At 42.7% G+C, this 23,157-nt stretch carries 19 protein-coding genes; 9 read left to right on the top strand and 10 right to left on the bottom strand.

From position 1 onward, the window contains the following. Nucleotides 1-579: 579 nt before the first annotated feature. Entirely contained in the window at nt 580-2,163 is a 1,584-nt protein-coding gene (locus tag M2273_RS20960) for a TROVE domain-containing protein (RefSeq protein ID WP_429399723.1), read from the bottom strand. Between the two features lie 106 nt (nt 2,164-2,269). On the opposite strand from M2273_RS20960, the gene M2273_RS20955 reads away from it, so the two are divergent. Together M2273_RS20955 and M2273_RS20950 are read left to right on the top strand one after the other, a co-directional pair. Beyond that, the gene (locus M2273_RS20955) at nt 2,270-2,623 is read left to right on the top strand and encodes a hypothetical protein (protein WP_429399722.1); all 354 of its coding nucleotides are present in this window, start codon (nt 2,270-2,272) and stop codon (nt 2,621-2,623) included. 40 nt (nt 2,624-2,663) lie between these two features. Then, complete coding sequence (locus M2273_RS20950) at nt 2,664-3,185, top strand: hypothetical protein (RefSeq protein ID WP_429399721.1); 522 nt, start codon at nt 2,664-2,666, stop codon at nt 3,183-3,185. Nucleotides 3,186-3,232: 47 nt separating this feature from the next. On the opposite strand, the gene M2273_RS20945 is transcribed toward M2273_RS20950, so the two are convergent. The 7 genes from M2273_RS20945 to M2273_RS20915 all read right to left on the bottom strand — a co-directional run bounded on the left by M2273_RS20945 (nt 3,233) and on the right by M2273_RS20915 (nt 10,606). Next, the gene (locus M2273_RS20945) at nt 3,233-4,390 is read right to left on the bottom strand and encodes a DUF1624 domain-containing protein (protein WP_429399720.1); all 1,158 of its coding nucleotides are present in this window, start codon (nt 4,388-4,390) and stop codon (nt 3,233-3,235) included. A gap of 178 nt (nt 4,391-4,568) precedes the next feature. Continuing rightward, entirely contained in the window at nt 4,569-5,651 is a 1,083-nt protein-coding gene (locus M2273_RS20940) for an SBBP repeat-containing protein (RefSeq protein ID WP_429399719.1), read from the bottom strand. 195 nt (nt 5,652-5,846) lie between these two features. Continuing rightward, complete coding sequence (locus M2273_RS20935; RefSeq protein WP_429399718.1) at nt 5,847-6,371, bottom strand: hypothetical protein; 525 nt, start codon at nt 6,369-6,371, stop codon at nt 5,847-5,849. A gap of 214 nt (nt 6,372-6,585) precedes the next feature. Continuing rightward, entirely contained in the window at nt 6,586-6,951 is a 366-nt protein-coding gene (locus M2273_RS20930; protein WP_429399717.1) for a hypothetical protein, read from the bottom strand. Continuing rightward, nucleotides 6,951-7,850 (bottom strand): hypothetical protein, encoded by a 900-nt coding sequence (locus M2273_RS20925; RefSeq protein WP_429399716.1) that lies wholly within the window; start codon nt 7,848-7,850, stop codon nt 6,951-6,953. The genes M2273_RS20930 and M2273_RS20925 overlap by 1 nt, the downstream gene beginning before the upstream one ends. A 131-nt stretch (nt 7,851-7,981) precedes the next feature. Next, entirely contained in the window at nt 7,982-8,743 is a 762-nt protein-coding gene (locus tag M2273_RS20920; RefSeq protein ID WP_429399715.1) for a hypothetical protein, read from the bottom strand. A 360-nt stretch (nt 8,744-9,103) separates the two neighbouring features. Then, nucleotides 9,104-10,606, bottom strand: coding sequence for an RtcB family protein (locus tag M2273_RS20915; RefSeq protein WP_429399714.1), 1,503 nt, complete (start codon nt 10,604-10,606; stop codon nt 9,104-9,106). 111 nt (nt 10,607-10,717) lie between these two features. On the opposite strand from M2273_RS20915, the gene M2273_RS20910 reads away from it, so the two are divergent. Together M2273_RS20910 and M2273_RS20905 are read left to right on the top strand one after the other, a co-directional pair. Further along, on the top strand, nt 10,718-12,322 hold the full coding sequence (locus tag M2273_RS20910) for an RNA 2'-phosphotransferase (protein WP_429399713.1): 1,605 nt from the start codon (nt 10,718-10,720) through the stop codon (nt 12,320-12,322). A gap of 212 nt (nt 12,323-12,534) precedes the next feature. Further along, complete coding sequence (locus M2273_RS20905) at nt 12,535-16,209, top strand: ABC transporter permease (protein WP_429399712.1); 3,675 nt, start codon at nt 12,535-12,537, stop codon at nt 16,207-16,209. A 306-nt stretch (nt 16,210-16,515) separates the two neighbouring features. Here M2273_RS20905 and M2273_RS20900 read toward each other — a convergent pair whose 3' ends face one another. Then, on the bottom strand, nt 16,516-16,755 hold the full coding sequence (locus M2273_RS20900) for a hypothetical protein (RefSeq protein WP_429399711.1): 240 nt from the start codon (nt 16,753-16,755) through the stop codon (nt 16,516-16,518). A gap of 82 nt (nt 16,756-16,837) precedes the next feature. After that, on the bottom strand, nt 16,838-17,230 hold the full coding sequence (locus M2273_RS20895) for a response regulator transcription factor (RefSeq protein WP_429399710.1): 393 nt from the start codon (nt 17,228-17,230) through the stop codon (nt 16,838-16,840). Between M2273_RS20895 and M2273_RS20890 the strand changes: the two genes are divergently transcribed. The 5 genes from M2273_RS20890 (at nt 17,214) to M2273_RS20870 (ending at nt 23,157) form a co-directional block, all read left to right on the top strand. Beyond that, nucleotides 17,214-17,603, top strand: coding sequence for a hypothetical protein (locus M2273_RS20890; RefSeq protein WP_429399709.1), 390 nt, complete (start codon nt 17,214-17,216; stop codon nt 17,601-17,603). The genes M2273_RS20895 and M2273_RS20890 overlap by 17 nt on opposite strands. Nucleotides 17,604-17,993: 390 nt before the next feature. Beyond that, nucleotides 17,994-19,736 (top strand): hypothetical protein, encoded by a 1,743-nt coding sequence (locus tag M2273_RS20885; protein ID WP_429399708.1) that lies wholly within the window; start codon nt 17,994-17,996, stop codon nt 19,734-19,736. Between the two features lie 705 nt (nt 19,737-20,441). Next, the gene (locus tag M2273_RS20880) at nt 20,442-20,636 is read left to right on the top strand and encodes a hypothetical protein (RefSeq protein WP_429399707.1); all 195 of its coding nucleotides are present in this window, start codon (nt 20,442-20,444) and stop codon (nt 20,634-20,636) included. A gap of 46 nt (nt 20,637-20,682) precedes the next feature. Further along, nucleotides 20,683-21,624, top strand: coding sequence for a trypsin-like serine peptidase (locus tag M2273_RS20875; RefSeq protein WP_429399706.1), 942 nt, complete (start codon nt 20,683-20,685; stop codon nt 21,622-21,624). A 12-nt stretch (nt 21,625-21,636) separates the two neighbouring features. Continuing rightward, the gene (locus M2273_RS20870; protein ID WP_429399705.1) at nt 21,637-23,157 is read left to right on the top strand and encodes a phospholipase D-like domain-containing protein; all 1,521 of its coding nucleotides are present in this window, start codon (nt 21,637-21,639) and stop codon (nt 23,155-23,157) included.

Genomic DNA, 23,157 nt, shown 5'->3' with positions numbered 1-23,157 from the left:
TCCAAAGGCCGGGATCGAACCGGCGACACGAAGTAGCGCATATTTACGGCACCTTAAGCCCCCTGCCCCCATAAAGGGGGTGGTAAGACTAATTTTAATTCCCCCTTTAGGAGGTTAGGCGGTAAAAAGGGTAAAAAGCAACAAGTGACTATTGGTGTGCTGTCCTCTACCAAACTGAGGTACCTTTTTACAGGGCCGGAATCGAACCGGCGACCGCAGCGTTATGAAGTAACACTTGTTTACGACACCTTTTTTATTTTCAATGTCTTTAAAAAGAAGGGCAAAAAACAATAAGCCATTTCATACCCGTCCGTAGTAATGCCCGGCAGCGGGTCCTGGTCGAAGTAAGGCTTATTTACGACACCTTCTTTTATATTTTATAAGGAGCAACAGGCGAACGCGGGACGGGGGACCGCTTTTGGGACTCGAACCCACAGCATAGCTTGCGCCACACTGCCCACCCCCACCAATGGAGCGAAGTAACCCGTTTCTACGGCATCCTTATTTTTTTGTTGAGTTAAAAGCTGAAGGCAGAAAGGTAAAAGCTTTTCGCTTTAGCCTTTCTACTTTCCGCTCAAATTACAGCTGTATGTTATTGATAGCACCTAATGCCGAGCCTCCGTTTTCCAGAGCAGCTAACACCTCAAAAACTTTATCGCTCCAGCCGGCTACCAGGTAAACATCATTGCGTAATATTTGCAATGGCGCTTTTCCGTGACCTTTCAGGTCGAACAGGTAGAGCTTAGCATTTGGCGATACCTCTGCCTTGTAGCGTAACCACAAGGGTTGGATATGGTCGGCAGTATTGTTGCTGTTCCATAACTGGGCATCTGTAAATAGAAACACTTTATCCATTTTTACCTTGCGGGCTAATATATCCCTGATAACCAGATAGCCATTGGTGGAGTAACCCACCTCGCCCTCGCGGCGATAAAACTCCTGTACGTTACCTAAGATGTTATTACGCGGCACGGCTATGGTTTTCCAGGTATCACCAAACATACCCACCTCTACGTTTTTACAGCGCGATTGCAACAACATGGCAAGCATCAAACCCACATCGTACAGCAAGATCTTAGATTTTGCCGATACGGGAGTCTGCATCGATCCCGAAACGTCGCACGCTAACAGCACACGGGTTTCATCGTCAAAACCTTTAATGTTGGCAGCACTTGCCTGTACAGCTTTTTCCAAAGCATCCAGCAACTCGCCGGTGTAGCCTTTGTTTTGGCCCTGCATTAAAGCGGTTAGCTTTTTAACCAGGCTTTGTGCAGGCACTTTGGTAACAACCGGATTGATCAGCTCGCGATAAGCGGCCAAATAACGGAATGGAAACTGTTTTGCCTTGCCTACCTGATCTGCATCAGCCAGCTTTGCGCATACCCTTTGGAAATGAGCGTAACTTACGCCCGCTTCCTGTATGTTGCGCAGGTTACGCAGCAAGGCCATATAACCCAACTTACCGCTGTCTATCAGGTCTTCCCATTTATCGCGAAATGCATGAGCTTTAGTCTCATCGCTGTCAAAATTCAGCTGACCTAATGCCGATAACTCGGTTTCCCAGGTGTAAGGCGTTTGCAGGTTGCCGTTCACTATTTTGTTGAACAGTACTTGCTGCAATTCGTCTTTTGCCTTTGGGTGAACCAAAAACAAGGCATCGCGCAGTTTGATGGCGCCATCGCGGTTGTATTTACCAAACTGGTATTCGTCGAAACGATTGAACGCCGTAGATAAACCTTTTTGCAATTGCTTCGACAAACGGTTTAGCTTTTTAGTGCCTGTACGTTTGTTCAGCAATTCATAGCAAGCCAATAGCTCGGTGATCTCATCGGCACGGCCAATCACGCTATCGGTTACCCGGGCGACCAGATTGTCGCCCGAGTGCAGCTTAGCCAATTCAGTAACCAATACCAGCGGTACCGAACGCATATACATTTTGGTGCGGGCATACACAGCCAGTTTACCAACAAACACAGGGTCGCATGCGGTAATCAGTTTTTGCAGGCGGGCTAAACGTGCCTCGTCTTTTTCGTAAAAGGAATCGTTTAAGCTCCAGGTAACCACCGCGGTATATAGCTCCATTTCTGGAGATAGCGTAAATGCTTTAGCGCCCTCGTGGTTAACGGTCTGGTTTTTTAATTTGCTTAACAGGTTGAATTTCATTGTGAACCTCCTTTATTTCTTATTGTTGATACAAAGAAATAGGGGTACTGCGCAGTGTATTTGCGCAGGTGAAATTATTTTGAATTTATTTTTAGACATTTATAAAATGGCTGCGACTACTGCCGAAAGGGCAAATTATATTATAATACATTATCTGGGTATGCTTACTGAGCACGAAATGGAAGCATTAAAACATCATCGCCATCCTTTAAAGTTACGCGAGCTACCTGATGGTGAGTTACGTACAAAAATATATTTACGTAATCAATGGCTTAGCGATGAGCCAGAGATATTAAAACAATTGGATAAAGGATACGTACAATTTATTCTTAACTGTGCCGAACGAATTCTGAAAGATAATCCCGATAAAGTATATTTCAACCTATGCCCGGTATGCAGAAAGTTAGCCAGAACCCCGGATGCCAAACAATGCAGGTTTTGCGGGCATGACTGGCATTGAATTATAAACGAATTACCTATATTAGTTAAACCTTATTACTATGGGATTGCTAAGCAATTTATTTAGAGTTAGGCCGGAAGAAAAGAAACGCTTCCCGCCAGTACCACAATGGCAGCCAAACACTCCAATAGACATCGACAGGATTCTTAAAACCGCAAGATATTATACCGACGATAAATTGCAGTTAGGTATATTTAAATATGGTACCGTGGCTTTTTTCTCTACACGCATTGATGATATTGAAGAGGGATCAAAAATCTGTCTGGATAAAATCTATAACTTCCATGCCGATTTTAAACCACTTACAATGGACGATGGGAATTATTTGATTGAATATAGCCAACCCGCGTTTACAATTGTATTTAACGATGAGCTGGAAAACCATTGGGACTACATTGAGAAAAATCACCAGCAAGGTGTTTGTACAGACGAGGCTATATTAAATGCGCGAGGACAAGCAAATGTGTTTGATAGGATAGGTAAGATCTGTCTTTTCGGGAGGGCTAAAATGTTCATGGATGCGCAAGACCCAGAAATTGTGAAACCCTTTGATCCGGTATAGATGAACTAACTGTAGAACCACAAGCGGGACGTATGCGGTAGCGGGGCCTATATATACGATAACCACCAGCGGCTGTGTGTTTGCTTATACCGGCCATACCAACGGCAAGGATAATACATCAGCGCGATAACGGCTATCCAGCACAGGTACACCGCCCACAGCGGAATACCGAAACCCGGCGCGGCCCATACTGGTGTAGGTTTCTGAAAATCAAGGGGGATGCCCGCAAGTACAACCCCGGCTACATTTATGACGCGCAGCAGCGCCAAATGCGTAATGAAATAAAAGTAGGGCACATTGCCGTATACGATGCAAAACCGGGTGACGCGGTTGCTGATACCCTCGGTAAACGACAACAATAGTAATACCGGCCCAAGCGTCATCAACATAAACAGGAGCGAGGGCGTTTGCTTACGCGCGTTCAGGAACGACAGCAGGGTATGCGTCGCATTCTGCTGAACGGCCCATGGTGTTGGGTCGCCGTAATGGTTGATGAGCCGCAGGGTAATAAACAGGGCAATCAACGTGCAGCCCGATAGCATTAATATTTTTCGCCGCTTTGCAGCATCGTAGTCCTTTTTGTAAAGCTGGCCAAAAACATAGCCTAACAATAAGGCCCCGGTCCACGGAATGGCAGCATAAATAGCAAAGATAAACCGGTTAGCGCCGATAGGGATCAATGCCCCTACGCCGTTCAATAACACGGTGATCAGGTTGCCCGCCGTGCCGTTTTTAGGCAGATCAACGTTATCCAGTAAATTATGGCCGGCAATGATCAGGACAGCAACCGCAGCTATAACTTGTTTAGGTGCACGGATCAATAAGGCCAAAACGATCATACCAAAGCCGATGGCCCACAAAACCTCCAACACCAGGAAATGGTACTGCACATCAAAGCTAAAGATGAGGCTAATAATTGCCAGGTCAGAAAATATTAGCCAGGCACCCCTTTTTAGTAAGAAGGTGGTCATCTCGCCAGTTGTTCTGCGCTGCCCGGCCAGGCATGCCGATACGCCGCTCAAAAAAACAAACGTTGGCGCGCAAAAATGCGTTATCCAGCGTGTAAAAAACAGTATTACCGTGGTGCGCTGTACATCAAGCGGCGGCGGCCCTGCCAGGTGCAAAAAATCGCGGGTGTGGTCCAGCGTCATGATGATCATAATCAGCCCGCGAACGATATCTATCGACAGTATACGTTCTTTCATCGAATTAAAGATAAAATAAAACGTTAATTATCTCAACAACTGGCATTTCGGCGGGCGTGGCGATGAGAAACCTTGTTCATTATGCAAAGTTTGCCGTCTGTCAATTGAATAAGATTTCTCCTCCTTCGTCGTTCGAAATGACAATTTGTTAGCGGAGTACGCGATCACAAAACCTGGCTTATTTATACTCCAATTTCCGCACCCTGTTATTTCCGTTATCCATAACAAATACAACTCCTGTATTATCAACCGTAATCCCAAAAGGATACTTGAAAAGCGCTTTCGTGTTATCACCATCCGAATAGCCCATTACTCCTTTCCCCGCGATTGTGCTGACCGTACCATCCGGTGTCACCTCCCGTATGGCATGATTGCCACCATCGCTAACCCAGAGATTGCCGGAAGCATCACAGGTCATGCCCAAGATGGTATTAAATTTGGCGAGGTTTCCTTTTCCGTCCTTAAAACCGATACCGCCTGCCCCAGCCAGAATGGTTACGTTGCCGGCGGGATCCACTTTTTTTATAAGGCAGTTCCCATTCCCTGTTACATATATATTGCCCGATGCATCAACCGCTATAGAATACAGATAATGATAATCTGGTAGTCCGTTAGAGGGGAAACCTGTGTTGTCATGCAAAGTTAAAGTGGAGACAACTCCAGCGGGAGTAACCTTGCGCAAACGGAAATTATCGCTCATATCAAAGTCTGGCAGAAAAATATTGTCCTGATTGTCGATGGCCATATTGCCGATAAGGTTGAAAGCGGCATTGGCCCCAGTACCATCCAAATAATTGACGGACAGCGATCCCGAAAAAACAGCGCTATTGGTCGGCGACGTTATTTTCCGGATTAAACTGTATTCAATTGTATAAAAATTGCCCTGGCTATTTCTGACAAGGCTGTAAATATTACCAAAAAGCGGGGTGGGTTTGCCGATATTTTTACCTGCATAGGTAGTGACATGACCAGTGTAAGTGACCTGCCGGATGCTTGCATTTCCCTGATCGCCTACAAACAGATTTCCATGATTGTCTGTGAGGATAGCTTGTGCATTGTTGAAACGCACCTGTGTACTGTCTCCGTCTTTGAACCCAGGAGTGGTTGATCCGGCCACGGTAGAAACAACCCACTTCTTAGAAGGTGTCGGCGGCGGTGTTGGTGTGGGAACTGTGGAATTTTTATTACATGCAGCAAAAAAAAGAACAAGGCTCAGGTATAAAACAGTGTGCCTTACGATAAGGATAGGTTTTTTTATCATGGAGTAATCAATATAGAGCTGAAAATAATAAAAAAAGCCGAAATAAAATATTGACCCGTTTGTGGCGCGGGTATGTAGCGTTGGGCAAAGCCCGGCGTATTTAAACCATCATTATGGCCGCGACACCAATACGCCGATTGCGAGCCTTCGCTGCATAGTTGCGCGAGATGGGTGGGACACAGGTCAAATTTAATATTAATACCCCATTTTTTTCAAAACTATCGTAATAGCCACCGACACGATCACGCCAGCGCCGAACAGTATATAATCCCGATAAGCGTTTCTCTTGTCACCCTTAACCAAGATTCCTTCAAAATACGCTAACGCTTCGATAGGAACCTTTTGTAAAGTTTCAATCTTTGTCTTCATTTCTAATTCCTTATCAGATAGCTCACTAAGTTTCTTTTCCAAAACTGCAATGGTTCCCTGTTTTTCATTCATAATATCATTGAATTCATTGGTCGCTATTGCCATTTCATCGGATGCCTTTCGTAAAGATTCGAGGGTTTTGTTAATACGGTCAGCATATGGAATAATAACAGGATCTTTCAATTCAATTGAAAATATCTTTGCAAGGGCTTCAACTGATGATATTTTTTTTCCTTTAGCATGTAATTTCAACAGATAGGGCTTTAACAAAGCTGATATTATCGGGCGGAAGCTACCCAATAACAAAGAAATGAAACCGGCAATAAGAGGCATGATTAATTCAGTTCCCATAATGTGAAAATTGGTTTAGTATTATTGACTAAATATATCAATAATACATGCTTATTTGCGAAATTTCACTTACCCTAATCTCCTTCCTCAACAACCTCATTACTGTCGCAATCATTTGTCTGCGCTGCATACTCGCGCCATTTAGGGTGAAAACCTTTGATCCGGCATAGATGAACTAACTGTAGATCACAAGTGGGACGTATGGACTAATAGCTTATTTTTTTTTAGGTGGCTCATAATTCCAAAAATCATTTTTATTGAGTGCGCCCAACAATTTCCCGATTTTTCCTATTCCAATCTTATGATGAGTATCATTTTCGCTATAATTTACTGCTTCTGGCCTTGCAATTAGAATAAAACCGCCTTTTTTAAGAATAGAATGCCTGGTAATCATGTCATAGTCACCAAAGGAATAATCATCACTCAAAACAACATAAAGATCGTTGTAATCAAACCTTCTTTTTATATAAAAGATATAGAAATCAGGATCAGATATAATATCAAACGATTTAACTGCTTGATGATTTTCAAAGGCCGACCTGACAAACTTTAGAATAGAGTAATGAAGATCTTTTCCCATTATATTTCATGTTTATATTGGTTACGGTTCAAAAATTCTCTAAATCTTGCACCTTCTTTATTTGTGAATACTTCAATGTGTAAAGGCTTTTTAAAGATTTTTGTAAATGAGCGATTTATTTTGGCTTTTTTCCTTTTAAATTTAAGAATACCTTCTAGTTCTAAAGCACTCAGCATTAATACTATGTCGACATCTTTATTGTATTTTGTCGAGAACATTATGGAGCCAAAAAAATAAGCTTCCGTGACTTGCTTCGTTTTTAAGTTTCTATGTATCCATTTATAAATTTTTAAAAACTCCTTGTCTTCATTAGCGATGTACATGACACATTCATCTTTGATTATTTTTTCGATTTCTTTTGGGAATTGGTATTCTGTATAGTCTAATGTTGGATTTTCAACGTGTTTTTTGAATGCGTAGATATGGGATGTCAGTTTACGGAATACTAGATTATGGCTTTCAGGTATTAAATGTTTATTCTTTTCGATAAGGCAGTTAATTATTTCGTTATTAGGTAGGATATAATCAACTCTCGCATTATGCCACAAGGTCATATCTGTTCTGAGTTCGTTGATTTCATTTGCTGAAGAATTAGGCCCATACGTCTGGAATATATACTTATTGTCATCTATAAAAACGATCAGTAGTTGACACAATTCTATGAACGATTTGACTTCATTACATGATAATTCTTTATGTAATTCAATTTCAGAGAACTCACCGGTATTGCCCCTTTCTGAAAATATTTTTTTGTAAAAAAAATCACAAGCTTTATACAATAAAGTAAAAATTCCAATTACACCAGCTACTGATAAAGGCCAAATAAAATTGTCCCAAAAACCGGAATCGTTTCTCAGTTGGCTTAAACTGTCTATTTGAAGCGTAAATATCTTAAACAAGGCGTTGGTCTATAACTTCATAAAGTTAATTATTTCTAATGGCTTTTAGTGTATACCCAACTGACCGCAAGTCCCGCTTGTGGTCAGTCGGGCAGTATGCGTTGTGGCACTATTATCACCGCACCACAAAATCATCTCTTTCTCTCTATCCACAACTTATAAGCCCATCTAACCATGAAATAAAATCCTAAAAAATAAAGTGAAAAATAGGATGTGGATGAAGTCGTGGCGAGTGACATACAAACTAATAACGTAATACCCAAAACGATCAGCACTGTTAAAATAAGCCTAAGTTTTCGCGTCAGCCTTCGTTTTTTTCCCTTTTTTTGCCAGGCTGCTCTGAAGCCTTCATTAATAATATGGGCCTGAGCTTCTTCTTTTAATGTTTTTTCAACCCCGGTATTTATTTGAGGCCACTCCTCGTAATTTTTAAGATCAAACGCTTCGTAAACAGCGAGAAAGTGAATAAGATCTACCTGCAGTTGGGTTAAGTCGGGCAGATAATATATCTCATAATCATCAAACGCGTATATATTATTCGATTCAAAAGTTGTAAGTATATTAAATGTTTCAATTTTGCTTAGAAATTTCGCCGCTGCTTCTACCGTCATCGCATCATCGTCATCAATGAGTTTTTTATAAAGAAGCGCCATCAATACCCTTTCACAAATAGGATTATAATTTTCTGGCAGGTGTTGGCCAAGCAACTCCACAATGTTGTTTAAATTATTGCAAAGCGATAATTCGATAAAAAAATAGTCGGGTTCTTCTGTATTTATAATGATGTTATCGGCCCAGGAAACAACATCTCGCTTATCATTCAATCCAAGTATCAGCCCCCGTCGAAACACTTCGAGTAATAGTATAAAATCTTCTGGTTTAGATATCTGCATGATCTGATGTTAAAGTAATGAAATATTATTTCCCCCGCTACCGCAAACGCCCCTCGCTTGTGGCCCATAGGACAGGATATCCGCCCTGTCTGCCGGAGATTGCCACGCTATCGCTCACAATGACACAGTGGTTAAGAAGCTGGGGGAAATCAATCCTCCGACCTTTCCTTAGTATCTGTCATCCTTACTACCCTCAAACAGTGTTTTGTTTAAGGCTAAAAATACAAATACCTGATTATCAAGTATTCATTAGTGTTCATGAGCGTTCATGGGTGTACATATGAACACTATGAGGTTAGTCCGTGGTCGATATTATCACCACACCACAAACTAACCCCTCCCCTTTAGGGGGCCGGGGGGCTAATCCTCCGGCTTCTCCCTCGCATCCGCCATGCGTACTATGCGTGGTTCAAACTTAGCCAACACTTCCACCAAATCGTTCTGTGCGGCCATTACGGTATGGATATCCTTGTAGGCCATTGGCGCTTCGTCCATATCGCTGCCCATCAGGGTAATGCGTTTGTCAATCAGGTTAGCGGCAATCACTTCCTTATCCAGCGTTTTAAAGGCGGCGCTTCGGCTCATTAAGCGGCCCGCACCGTGGCTGGCAGAATTGATGCTTGCCGCATCACCCTTACCACGTACTACAAACCCGGGTGTGCTCATGCTGCCAGGGATAATCCCTAATACACCGTCGCCTGCTGGTGTTGCGCCTTTACGGTGCACCATTACTTCCGTACCGTCGGCCAATTGCTCTTTCCAGGCAAAGTTGTGGTGGTTCTCAATCATCGTGATAGGCTTAACCCCTAATGCACGGGCAATTTTATTGTGGATCTCGTGGTGATTGGCGCTGGCATATTCGCCGGCCAGGTTCATGGCAATCCAATATTCCTGTCCTTCGTCCTTATCCAGATCAAGCCAGGCCAAATGCCTGGCTTCGGCAGGGAGTTTGGTTTTGGTCATGGCAATACGGCTATAATGATCGGCCACAGTACCGCCAAAGCCACGTGAGCCAGAGTGTGATAACAAGGCCAAATACCTTCCCGCCGGTATATCAGCCAAAGCACCATCGGCAATAGTCAACTCGCCCCATTCCACAAAGTGGTTGCCAGTTCCGCTGGTACCTAACTGCGCGTAGGCTTTATTCTTCAAGCTGCGGATCACCTTAGTTTCGTTCCACGTTTTGCTATCAAATAACGAACTGTCAAAGTGCGATTTAGTGGTGCAACCCATACCGAAATAGGTGTTATCAACCAATATGTTCTTTAGCTTGTCGGTTTCGGTATCAATGGCTTCGGCCGGCAAATCAAAAATGCTTAAACACATACGGCAGGCAATATCTACCCCAACCGCAAACGGAATAATGGTATTGGCTGTAGTAGCCAGCACTCCGCCGATAGGTAAACCATAACCCTGGTGGGCATCGGGCATAAGCGCGCCGGCAACCGCTATGGGTAATTGTACCGCTGTTTTCATTTGTGCTAAGGCACCCACTTCAATATGCTCCAATCCCCACACCGGGAAATCGGCTATTTCTTCTTTCAATTTAAACGTAGTGCGTTGTTGTTTTATAAACTTACCCTCTTTACGCATGGCAATCACATCTTCGGCCAGGTTCTTGAACTTTCCGCCTTTCTTTAAGGCATAAGGCATGGGGTCGTCAATTAGGGCTTCTATATTGATCAGTATTTCGGGCTTGGCCATTACACCGTGTTTCAGTAAACCATTGGCCACACGACTAAAATTAACCAACACCTCCACATCGTTAATGCCCAATGCCTTTAACTCGTTGTTCCTGATCTTTTCTTTTTGCCCCCCGGCCCCCTGAAGGGGGAGGTTATTAGCATTTAATTCCCTTTTCATGATACAAAGAAATATAGCACCTGCGCAATCTATTTGCGCAGTGAAAAATAATTTAATAAATTCATCAAAAAATAATTCCGAAATCGAACATCCGAAACCCGAAATTAAAGTATGCCTGTTAACCGCAATGCCCTAATCCGCTACCGCACCATTGATCAATGCCTGCAAAACCGCTTTAAGAAATGGACACTGGATGATCTGATCGACGCCTGCAGCGATGCTCTTTACGAATACCAGGGCATTGATACCGGCGTGAGCAGGCGCACCATTCAGGCCGATATGGAGATGATGCGCAGCAATAAACTGGGCTACGAAGCACCGATTGTGGTGGTTGATAAGAAGTATTATACCTATAGCGATAAGAATTATAGTATTACCAATAGTCCACTGAACCAGCAGGATATGCAGGTGCTGAGTGAAGTATCGGGCTTGTTAAAACAGTTTAAAGGTTTTAACCACTTTACCGATCTGAACGAAATGGTGAGTAAACTGGAAGACAAGATCTATTCGCAGAAAACACAAAGCGCACCTGTAATTGACTTTGAAAAGAACGACAATCTGAAAGGTTTGGAATGGATTGAGGTGATCCGCAAGGCTATTGTAGCTAAGAAAACGATCTGTATTACCTATCAATCATTCAAAGCCAGGGAAGCCAGTACCTTTTGCTTTAGCGGATACCTATTGAAGGAGTATCGCAATCGCTGGTTTGTATTAGGGATGCAGCACAAGCGGAATGCCCATATTATGAATTTGGCTTTAGACAGGATACAAACGGTAGAAGAACATGAAGAGTCTTACCGGGAGAACAGAACACTCGACCTGGCAGCGTATTATAACGATTGCATTGGGGTAACAAAATCTCCCGGTCAGCGCGATTGTGAAGTGGTATTTTGGATAGATGCCGCTAATGCGCCTTATGTAATCACCAAGCCTTTGCACCATACTCAAAAGTTGTTGAGCGAGGATGAAACAGGAAAGATATTCAGTATCAGGGTGATATTGAATTTCGAGTTGGAACGGGAATTATTGGGTTTTGGCGCTAAAATGAGAGTGTTGGGGCCAAGGGTACTGGTAAAGCAGATAAAAGCCCAGTTGACTAAAACCATAGAGAATTACGACAGGGGTAGTATAATGCCACCTGGCATTACGCCAATTATAAATGAAACAATGAAAGGAAAAGATATAACAAGCATCAGCAAATTTTTAAGTCTGGTGCTAAGGCACCAGCCGCAACTGATTGGTATTGAACTGAACGGGCAGGGCTGGGTAAATGTAGACGAACTATTAAAACAGGCCAATGCGCATGGCCATAACTTAGACTTAGAGCTACTGAACCACGTAGTTGAATCCAATAGTAAAAAACGTTTTGCTTTTGATGAAAACCGACAAAATATCCGCGCCAGTCAGGGGCACTCGGTTGATGTTGAGTTAGGTTACCAGGCGCAAATGCCGCCAGAAATACTTTTTCACGGAACTGGTGAAAAATCGGTGGCCCCTATTCAGCAAAGTGGTCTCGAAAAACGCAGCCGCCAACATGTGCACTTAAGCCGGGATATTGAAACTGCAATACAAGTAGGAAGCAGGCACGGCAAGCCGGCAGTGTTTAATGTGCTTGCCGGCGAAATGTATAAAAATGGATATGTATTTTACCTGTCTGAAAATAAGGTTTGGCTTACTGAGGCAGTGCCGGTTGAGTTTTTGAGATTGGCAGAATAATTAGCTGCCAATAGTCTCAAGTCTTCGGACTAAACCCGAACCGTTTACGTGCTGATTTGAAAAGTATAGCATTTTTGTTAGCTCCAAAATGCTATTTCAAAACCGAACATACTTCGTTCGGTTTTGGTACATCATTTATTTAACTAATCTATTAACGCGCTATAAATTAACGATTTATAGATTTGGAACAGCGATTGAGGCATTTAGTTCACTTGAATCCATATACATTCCATATCAATCTATATGACCTGTTCTTCCTTGGAACGATATTTATCGGGCTTACTTTTGCCTTGTTGTTATTGTTCACCAAAAGGATCAACCGGACAGCAAACCGTTTTCTTGGCCTGGCCCTGGGCACCATCGCTTTGCAGATGGTTTGGGTGTTGGGTATCGACATCGGGCTGGGCACTTACTTTCCCCGCTGGAGCTGGCTAACGCTACGTTTTTTGCTGACACTTGGCCCCCTGATCTATTTTTATGTGCTTAAAATAACCCGGCCCGCATATCAACTCCGTTGGAAAGATCTGCTGCATTTCAGCCCCTTGTTGCTGGAGCAAGGCATATTTTTATTGGAGGTTAAAGAGAGTATAAAGACTGGTGCGGCTACTTACGATACGCTAACCTTTCAGCAGCTGAACCCGGTATTGCAATCCCTGGCTTTTATTTCGGTTATTACCTACCTATACGGGTGCCATAAGCTCATAGAAAGCTATTATCAACAGCTAAAATTTAATAATGTGAGTGATCGGTACCGGTACAAATTGCGATGGCTGCATCGCTTACTTACAGGTTTCGGTATATTATGGCTATTGTGGGTACCTTATACCGCCGTAGATTATTTTTATTACCATAATCAATTAAGTATATATGCTTATTATCCTTTATACCTCCTTTTCGCAGTCATCTTCACCCGGATTGCAATTGTGGTATACTTAAGGCCGGAGTTTAGCGTGGCGGCCGAAGCGGCTTCGTTTCAAAAACCAATGCTCCCGGCGGAACTGAAGCAAAGAGGGATCTGGCTGAAAAAGACCGTGAAAGCCAACCTGTATTACCAGGATCCGGAACTAACCTTAAGCTCGCTGGCCGAAAAGCTTGTACTGACTACCCATGAATTATCCCGGATCATCAATACAGCGCTCAAAAAAAGCTTCAATGATTTCATCAATGAATATCGCGTTGCGGACGTTGTTCAAAAAATGCAGGACTATGCTTATGATCACATTACCCTGCTGGGTATTGCATATGAATCGGGGTTTAACTCCCAAAGCACCTTTAATCGCACTTTCAGGCAAATGACCGGGAAAAGCCCGGTAGAATATAAAAATGCCCTGAAAAAAGAGTACCCATCTTATAATTTGGGAAGCCACTCCCAATTTGCGCCGGTAATTTTGAATCGTGAAAGCCCTCTTAAGTGGGGTCATGACAAATTAAACCGCAATTATATGTTTAAAAATTATTTGAAAATAGCATGGCGCAGCCTCACGCGCAATAAAAGCTATGCCGCTATTAATGTTACTGGCCTGGCTGTTGGCATTGCCGTTTGTATGGTGATCTTTATCATTATACAATTTCAAACAAGCTTCGATAGTTTTCACTCAAAGAAAGATCGCACCTATCGTGTGTTAACCGAGTTTCATTACGCAGAATCGGGGAATATTTTTTACAAAACAGCTGTCCCTTTTCCAATGCCCGTAGGACTGAAAACGTCTTTCTCGCAAATAGAACAGGTAGCTCCGATTTTTGCCAGCCATGATGATCAGTTACTGATCGTTGATAAGAATGGGAATACGGAAAAAACATTTAAAGAGCAGCGGGGTGTATTTTATATGGAGCCTTCATTCTTTAAAATATTTGATTTTCCGCTGCTTGCAGGCTCGTATGAATCATTAAAAGATCCGAATAACGTATTGCTCACCAAAGAGATCGCGGAAAAATATTTTGGCGACTGGAAAACAGCAATGGGCAAAACCATTAAACTGGAAATGGGCGGCTATATGTTCGAGCACGGCACCGATATATTGAAAGTTTCGGGCATTCTTGCAACCATACCAGCAAATACAGACTTTCAGCTAAAAGTTGTTGTAGCTTATGGAACAGGTTTTACCGGGGATTATTTGGCAAAATCCACCGATTGGGATGGAAATGTAGCTGGTTTTGGTTGCTATATTTTGCTGCCGCCAAACACTTCTGCCGACAATTTTAATCAGCAATTAAGAGCTTACTCTCACAAGGTGGAATCTGCGCACAATAACGATAGTCATATTATACAGCCATTAAACGCGGTACATTATGACACCCAGGTTGGCAATTACAGTAATAAAACCATTAGTCATCAACTGCTTAATGTATTATGGCTTATTGCAGGATTCATCCTGTTAATAGCCTGCGTAAACTTTATTAACCTCTCCACCGCACAAGCTGTTAATCGCGCAAAGGAGGTTGGCGTAAGAAAAGTTTTGGGGAGTAATGAATCTCAATTGCAAATCCAGTTCATCGTTGAAACATTTTTGATAGTTACAAGTGCTGTAATGCTTGCCGCAGTTATTACAATGCTTGCATTGCCTTATATAAGTCAACTTTTAGAACTTTCACTTTCATTCAACATACTGAACAATCCTGCAATTATTTTATTTCTTTTGATCGTAGCAATTGTTGTAACCGCGCTCGCCGGTTTTTATCCTGCTATTATTTTATCACGTTTCAATCCTGTTAATGCTTTGCAGCGTAAACTCACATCAAATAATGCACAGGGAATTTCATTAAGGCGGGGCTTGGTTGTGTTTCAATTCATCATTGCACAGGCACTCATCATCGGGACGCTCATCATTGTAAAGCAAATGGATTACTTTATGAACCAACCACTGGGCTTTGATAAAGATGCCATCATCAATGTTCCTTTCCGTGTAGATAGTCTCCGTATCAGCAGGCTGGGTTATTTAAGGAAACAGCTAATGTCTGTAAACGGTGTGCAGGCGGTAACATACAGTTCCAACACCCCTGTTGAAAATGGCACCGATCTGTGGAGCATCATCAAATATAACCATGCTGTAAAACAAACGGACTTCCAGGTTATTACCAAATTCGCCGACAATGAATATGTGGCCGCTTATAAATTACCGCTGATAGCGGGAAGAAATTTGCTACCATCTGATACTACAAAAGAATTTTTAGTGAACGAATCCTTGTTGAAAAGTTTGGGATTAAAAAATCCTGAAGACATATTGAACAAGCCTATGACCACCTGGCATGATCAGATCAAAGGAACCGTTGTTGGTGTATTAAAGGATTTTAATAACCGGTCTTTCCGCAATGATCTTGCACCATTGCTCATCACCACCGACGTTGCCATGTACAACCAGGTCGGGATAAAACTTGCCACCACAAACATGTCTTCTACCATACAAGCTGTTAAAAAAATATTTGACAAAACATTCCCCGATTTTGTTTATGAATACAAGTTTTTGGATGAGAAGATCGGAAGTTTTTACAAACAGGAAAATCAGTTATCGCAGCTGTACAAAATTTTTGCCGCGATCGCGATATTCCTGAGCTGTCTGGGGTTGTATGGTTTAGCCTCATTTATGGCAGTGCAGCGAATAAAAGAGGTTGGTATTCGTAAAGTACTTGGTGCTACTGCAGGCAATATCGTTTATTTGTTTTCAAAAGAATTTATCATACTCATTGCAATTGCCTTTGCGATTGCTACACCCATTGCATGGTATTACATGCACCAATGGTTGCAAGCTTATGTTTATCGCATCAACATCAGTTGGTGGTTATTTGCTGCAGGCGGACTTGCTGCAATAATTATTGCACTTGCAACGATAAGTTTCCAGGCAATAAAAGCAGCAATAGCAAACCCGGTGAAGAGTTTGAGAAATGAATAATTTAGCAGACCCTCACAAAGAACTTAGATCCATAAACGTGCGATCTGAGGTTTAGTTGAAACACTTATGTGGTGCGTTCCGGGGTGAGATACGGAACGCATTTTTATAGCTGGGCAGGTAGCACCTTTGTCTAAAAATGCGTCCCCGGGTTAGTCCGGATGTGTTATCCGGACTTAAATAATTACAGATTTACAATTTTCGAAGTAAATAAAAACAAAAAAGTCCAAAGACTTTCGACTCAAAGCTTCTGACTTAAACTAAGGTAAGGGAGCAATTTCGCCTGAGTTTCCCAGTTAGCCTACCATTTTATTTTACGCCGTGATTGGCCGCAGCATTAACCACTTTCTTTTTGATTTTGTTTTTTTTGCTGATGACATCCGCTGCGGCATCTTTGGCGAAGGACTTGACTTTCTTTTTCAGACTTTTTCGGGTGTCATTTCCTATTTCGGTCAGGAACAGAAAAGCGATAGCGCCGGCAGCCACCGTGCCTATAACGATAGCACCGATCAGTGCTATGTGGTTATCTTTTTTAAATGGATTTCTCATAAAAGATTAACACCGTTTGCCACTTATTGTTCGCGCTTTGCTTAAGCTGCTGAGGCTTTTAGGTACGAACAGAAAATTTGTTTTAACAGCTCAGCCGTGCCGCTTTGTGCCGGCGCTTTCGGACTGGCGGGACAAACTTTTTCACTACCGCATACAGCTCCTCCAGGTTAAAAGGTTTTTTCAGATAATCGTCAAAAGCGAGCGCGCGATAATCTTCCGCGATGCGGGGATCGGAACTGAAGGCAACCAAAGGCAGCCGGGGGAAATGCGATTTGATCCAGTGGCAAAGTTGGCCTGAATGATTGAGCAGCCAGCAATCCAGTAATACGAGCCCGGGCCGGTGGCGCCTGACCATTTCCAGTGCATTTTCATGCTGATCGCTGAGGCTGTAAACATGATAGCCTTCCATTTCTAATGCGGTGCTGACGATATCCAATATCGCGTCATCGCTTTCCTGTATGAGTATCGTTTCCATAAGCTGTGGGGTTAAGGTAAAAGACAAAACAGGTCGTAAAAATAGCAGTATATATTTAACGCAGCCGGGCAGCCGGTTAGTATGCTATTGCGGGCTTACTTATCCACTAATGTGGATTAAAACGAATATACGCGAGATAGGGCGCCTGTTGCTGCGTATCTTTGAACACCCGGTAGCGCAGGATCTTATTCGCCAGGGGATCATAGGCGACCTCAGCATAAAGTTGCCGATGCTGTACATCTGTACAATGAGGCCGTTTTTCTTCCTGTCAGCCAAGAAATTACCCCGCATAATGGCATCCGCTTTTTCGGGCTCTCTCAGCCCATCATACTGTTCCATGGACATGAAATCTTTAAAGAAGAAACTCTCCTAAGACACTTATCTTACTGAGGGGTAGTATGCATTTTATTCTCCGATTAGATAATAGTTTTATCTTTGTACTGATATGTGAATGCAATTGTTTTCGAGCATAATGCAGCAATTATAGTGCAGGAAATGAAGCATTTAATAATGCTAAAATTTAGTTCTTAAATTCATTATAAATCAGGTCGCGTCTTTCGTGCGTCTTTTTCAAAACACAAATTAAATAGCCATAACAGCTATTTATGAGAAAAATTGCACCCCCGCTCTGAGCACAGATGAAGTTAGGTAGTACCCAACTTTACCATAGGAATTTAAGCCCTCTTTTAATCAGGCAGAGAGGGGTTTTGTCTTATATAAGGTCCAAAGCTGAATCATTATAAATCCTTCAAAAACAATTCAAATGAAATTAAAATATACCATCATTATAAGCTTTGCATTAGTTGCAGTTTTTTTTGTTGCACAATCTTTTTATTCCAGTTATCAGAAGAAAGTTGCGTCATCAAAACAGCTCTGGTTTAAAGGTTCTGGCGGGCGTGTTGCCGTATGTGGTTCAGCTTATAACGCTGCCGACTCCAATTTAGCTATTCCGGCATTAAAAGGCTGGGGTAACTACAAATGGAAAATTACGACAGCGTCTGACAGTGCTCAGTTTTACTTTAACCAGGGAATAAGCATGTATTATGCTTTTCATTCGATAGAGGCAATTGCATCATTTACAAAAGCAACCCAATTTGACCCTCAGTGCGCAATGGCATGGTATGGTAAATCGCTGGCTATGGGTCCAACTATTAATTATCCCAATGGCTATACTCCTCCCACCGGGGCTTACGAAGCATCAGTGAAAGCTAATACTTTCAGTCCTACTTGTTCTCCGCTGGAAAAGGAACTCATTACAGCTATGCAGGAGCGCTACAATAAGGACAGTACCATCAGCGTAAAGCAGTTAAGAATTAATTATGCTAAGGCCATGCAACTGGTATATGCTAAATACCCCAAAAATGCTGATGTAGTAACGCTTTATGCCGATGCCTTGCTATTACTACACCCGTGGGATCTGTACGCACATGATTTTATACCCAAACCATGGACGCCCCAGATACGCTCCTTGTTAGAACATGCACTCGCTATTAATCCAAAACATCCCGGCGCAAATCATTATTATATTCATACCATGGAGGCCTCTGGTACGCCGCAAATGGCTTTAAACAACGCCCATCTGCTGGATACACTGATGCCGCTGGTATCGCATATCACCCACATGCCCTCACACATCTATATCCGCACGGGTGATTATCAGCGGGGAATAAAGGATAATGACGCAGCGATCAGGGGGTATGATCTTTATCTGAAACAATATGCCCCCGTAGTAAACGGCGCTGTACTATATCAGATCCACAACATGCATTTAAAAATCAATTGCGCGCAAATGGGTGGTAATTATAAAACAGCTATCAATGCTTCCGATTCCCTTAAAGCGATCATACCTTCGGCTTATTTATCTTTCCAAGGCGGAGACGGCAATTTTTTTCAATACGTTTATATGCAGCCCGTACTAACATCAGTTCGTTTTGGAAAATGGGATGAAATCCTGAAAATCAAACCGATCGATACCGTTGCGTATGCCTCCATCCTACTGCATTTTTCAAAAGGCTTAGCCTGGTGTGGCAAAAACAACCCCGTCAAGGCTGAACAGGAGTTGCAACTACTAAATGCTAAAATGCACGATGCATCTTTACGGGCGCCTATTGATAATTTCAGTTCGGCTTATGAAGCCTCAGAGGTGGCCCGGCTTATCCTGCAGGGCGTTATTGCCGGGAAACAAAAACGCTATCATGCCGCTGCTGATATTTTAAAAAAGGCTGTAACCGCCGAAGACAAACTCATCTATAATGAGCCTCGTGACTGGCCTATACCTGCAAGGCAATATTTGGGAGAACTATTATTAAAAGCAGGCAGGTACAGCGAAGCAATTACCGTGTTAAATAAAGATTTGATTGTTCATCCTAATAATGGCTGGGCATTAACCGGGCTTAAGCTGGCTTATAAAAACACAGGTGATAACTTAGCTTTGAACAAAGTACAACAGCAATTAAGAACCGCCTGGAAAATAAAAGATGTGACCATTGACAAGCCTGTATTCTAAATGCTAACTAAAGCGCAATTTCTTGCGCCGGTGAAAAACAAATGCCTATTGGTTTATGCTTTCTTTCTTGATGCAAAAGCACCCCAGGTTGAACCTTAATATGAATATTTAAAAGTGTCATCATCATTAAATAATGGAGGATTTGACAAGGGTTGAAGACTTGTCGGAGGACTTGAACTGCTGTCTTTTTGCAGTTAGCAAGAGTTCGTCCGACTCGGAGTGCAACACTTAATCACAAGGATTTTTCGCCATTGCACTTTCCCTCACTTTATTTTGTAAATTTTCAACTGCGGCAGGCATATAATTTGGAAGTTTGGTTATAAAATAGAATGCTATAAGCCTGAATATGAATCAAATATTTTTTATATTGATACCAATTAGTATATTTATACCATAAGATACTTTTGTTTTGAACCTAACAGTTATCTTAATCTTATCGCAATGGGGCAGACTTTACTATGAACCAACCAAAACTTTAAATAATGGGTCAAGACCCGAGTTAGCACCCGCCGATCCTGCAGCGCAGCCTAACAACAATTTCACAGACTATTTGAACAAAGTTTCCAGGTTAATCCCAAGCGAAGTTATTGCGGGTTACCTCACCATGTTTGGACTTGTACACGCAATTAAAAGTGATCAGTTGCAAGACATTTTTTCCTGGATTGTATTTGCAGTGGGTTTATTCTGACACCACTTTATTTAAACATGGTTGCAGATGAAAACAAGCCCAAACGTAACCACCTTATTTTGTCGACAATTGCGTTTATTGTTTGGGCTTACGTAACCACCGGCGAAACCCTGTCTGCAACAATAGCTAAAGATATTTACGACTCGGCCGCAGCTTCTATCATACTCATTATTTTCAGTTTTGCAAGTGCGACCGTGCCTTTAGATAAATAAGCACTCCGCATTCATCTTTATTTTTTGGATTTTTAAATACAGGTTTATGAGCAATGTTATTCTTCCAGATGGGTTGCACTCCGCCATCACTAATATACTTCCTACCGAAAGCACAATTATTCCTATGGAATCGCAGGGCTCTGCGGGTTATGGAGAAGTATGGCCTATTGAAGAAGGCGCACAGTTCGAGTTTATTCCTAAAATTATTGCCGAAAGTCTCTTAGAAGGGGAGGTTAGCTATAAAGTTCCCAACCTGGAAGGTCTTTCCGATATTGGTAAAGCTTCATTTGGGCAAACTCCTATTCGGGAAACTGTTATTGGCACAGATGAGCGTGTTCAAATTGCTGACACCCAAAAATATCCTTTTCGGGTGATCGCATCCCTGCTGATCACGGCTGCTGATAATACCCAATGGATCGGCACAGGCTGGTTTATAAGCCCAACAACCTTAGCAACAGCGGGACATTGTGTGTACATCAAAAACAGTGGCGTCTCCGGCCGTGACGGATGGGTAAAAAAAATACAGGTAATGCCAGGTCGTAATGGCAATACACTCCCTTTTGGAGGTGTCACATCGACCCAGTTCTGGTCTGTAAAGGGCTGGGGAGAAAATGGGTTGGAGAACTACGATTATGGAGCCATCGTTTTACCTGCGGCTTTTGAACAAGACCTTGGCTTTATGTGGTACGGAGTTTATTCGGATGAGGAGCTTTTACAGGCTGTTGCCAATATTGAGGGCTACGCGGGTGATAAACCCCCAGGTACATTATGGTATGATTACCGCAAAATAGGTGCGGTTAGCTCGGACAAGGTTTACTACGCAGCCGATACCGCAGGAGGACAAAGCGGAGGGCCGGTTTACATTTTAAGCGGTAATGAGCGAAAGGCCGTTGCGATACATACCTATGGCGGGAATACGGCCAACTCCGGCACCCGCATATCATCTCAGGTGTTCGCGAACCTCGAAAATTGGAAAACAATCAATTAGCATCATAAAAGTATGGCAACCAAAGAGAATACTATCAATTTATTTAGCCCGGTCATCAGCGTTATCGAAGATCATGAGGAAGAGCTATACGCTTTGCCAAATGTAAAAGCAGTTCATCCGGGCTTTAGTGCCACTGAGGAAGATCTGCCTGTCATCGTTTTAGTTTTGAAGCCAGGCCCTGTTGACGGAACATATCCGGAGCATTTGGGCGGCTATCCTGTTGAAACTGCATTGGCCTCGCCCGTGGAGTTGATTTTTGACGTGCTTCCGCTATCGGCTTGGAAGGGCATTAATATAGAAGCCGCCCCAAATATCCATTACCGGGCACCCGATCCTTCCCGGGTAGCACTGGTAGAGATGGAGGTCGCTGATATCAATTGCCATGTTGGCCCCGATGCCGGCTGGCCTACGTTAAAAAGTTTTATGGAAGCTACGCAACACACACTTACAGTTGCCATGTATGAGTTTTACGCAGACCACATAAAGGATACCGTTAATCAAATTGGCAGACGAGGAGACGTTTCGATCAATATGATACTTCAAGTCGATAAAAATGATAAGGGTGTAGAAGCCATGTTAACACAAAGCTTTGGCGACAAACTAACTTTTGTGAAGGCATCAGTTGCTGGACCAAACCGCATATTCAATAACTCATATCATACTAAAGTGGCCGTGAGGGACTCAACCGCTTTTTGGCTTTCCAGCGGAAACTGGAGTCCTAATAGTCAGCCTTTGATCCCTAATGGCAGTGCACAAGATCTTTATAAATTAGGCAATCGGGAATGGCATGTTGTTATCAACGATACAAATCTTGCACAGATGTATGAAAAATTTATACTGTATGATATGGAACAAGCCCGTACCGTCGCTACACCTGAATTTGAGCAGGTTATGCCGGATCTTTTTATTCCTGAGACTTTGTTGCAAGAAGTAACGCCGTTACAGCCACACCCTTTTAGTGCAAAAACCTTTACGGGTGCTGTAAAAGTAAAGCCATTAATGAGCCCTGATAATTACGCAGTAGAGGTATTAAGACTCATCGAAGCTGCGGAAAAAGCTATCTACCTCCAGTTTTCCTATATCAGGCAGCCATCTGCAGCTACATTTAATAATATAATCGATGCCCTTGCCAAGAAAATGGACTCGGGTTTGGATGTAAGAATCATTGTCGGGCCAAGCCAGGATTCGAAACACTCTGATATACTCATTGGTACACGCAATTGGAAAAAGGAGATGTTTAGGCAGCAAAGCAGTAAACTACATAACAAAGGGATATTGATCGATCATAAAATAGCGGTTGTGGGCAGCAACAACTGGTCATCTGATGGTACGCAGTATAATCGCGATACCAGCCTTGTATTTTATTCCGAAGAGATAGCTGCCTACTATAACGAGGTGTTTATGTTTGACTGGGACAATCTCACCAGGGAAATAAGCAAAAAAATATCAGTAACACCAATAATAGCCCCGGAAGGTGCGCCAACCCCGGAAGGCATGATAAGAGTTTCGTGGCAGGAATGGTACGAAGAATAA

Origin of the sequence: Mucilaginibacter lappiensis (genome assembly GCF_050433765.1) — a bacterium.
Classification (GTDB): domain Bacteria; phylum Bacteroidota; class Bacteroidia; order Sphingobacteriales; family Sphingobacteriaceae; genus Mucilaginibacter; species Mucilaginibacter lappiensis_A.
Note: the sequence above shows the minus strand (reverse complement) of the source record. Positions and strands in the feature narration are given on the sequence as shown.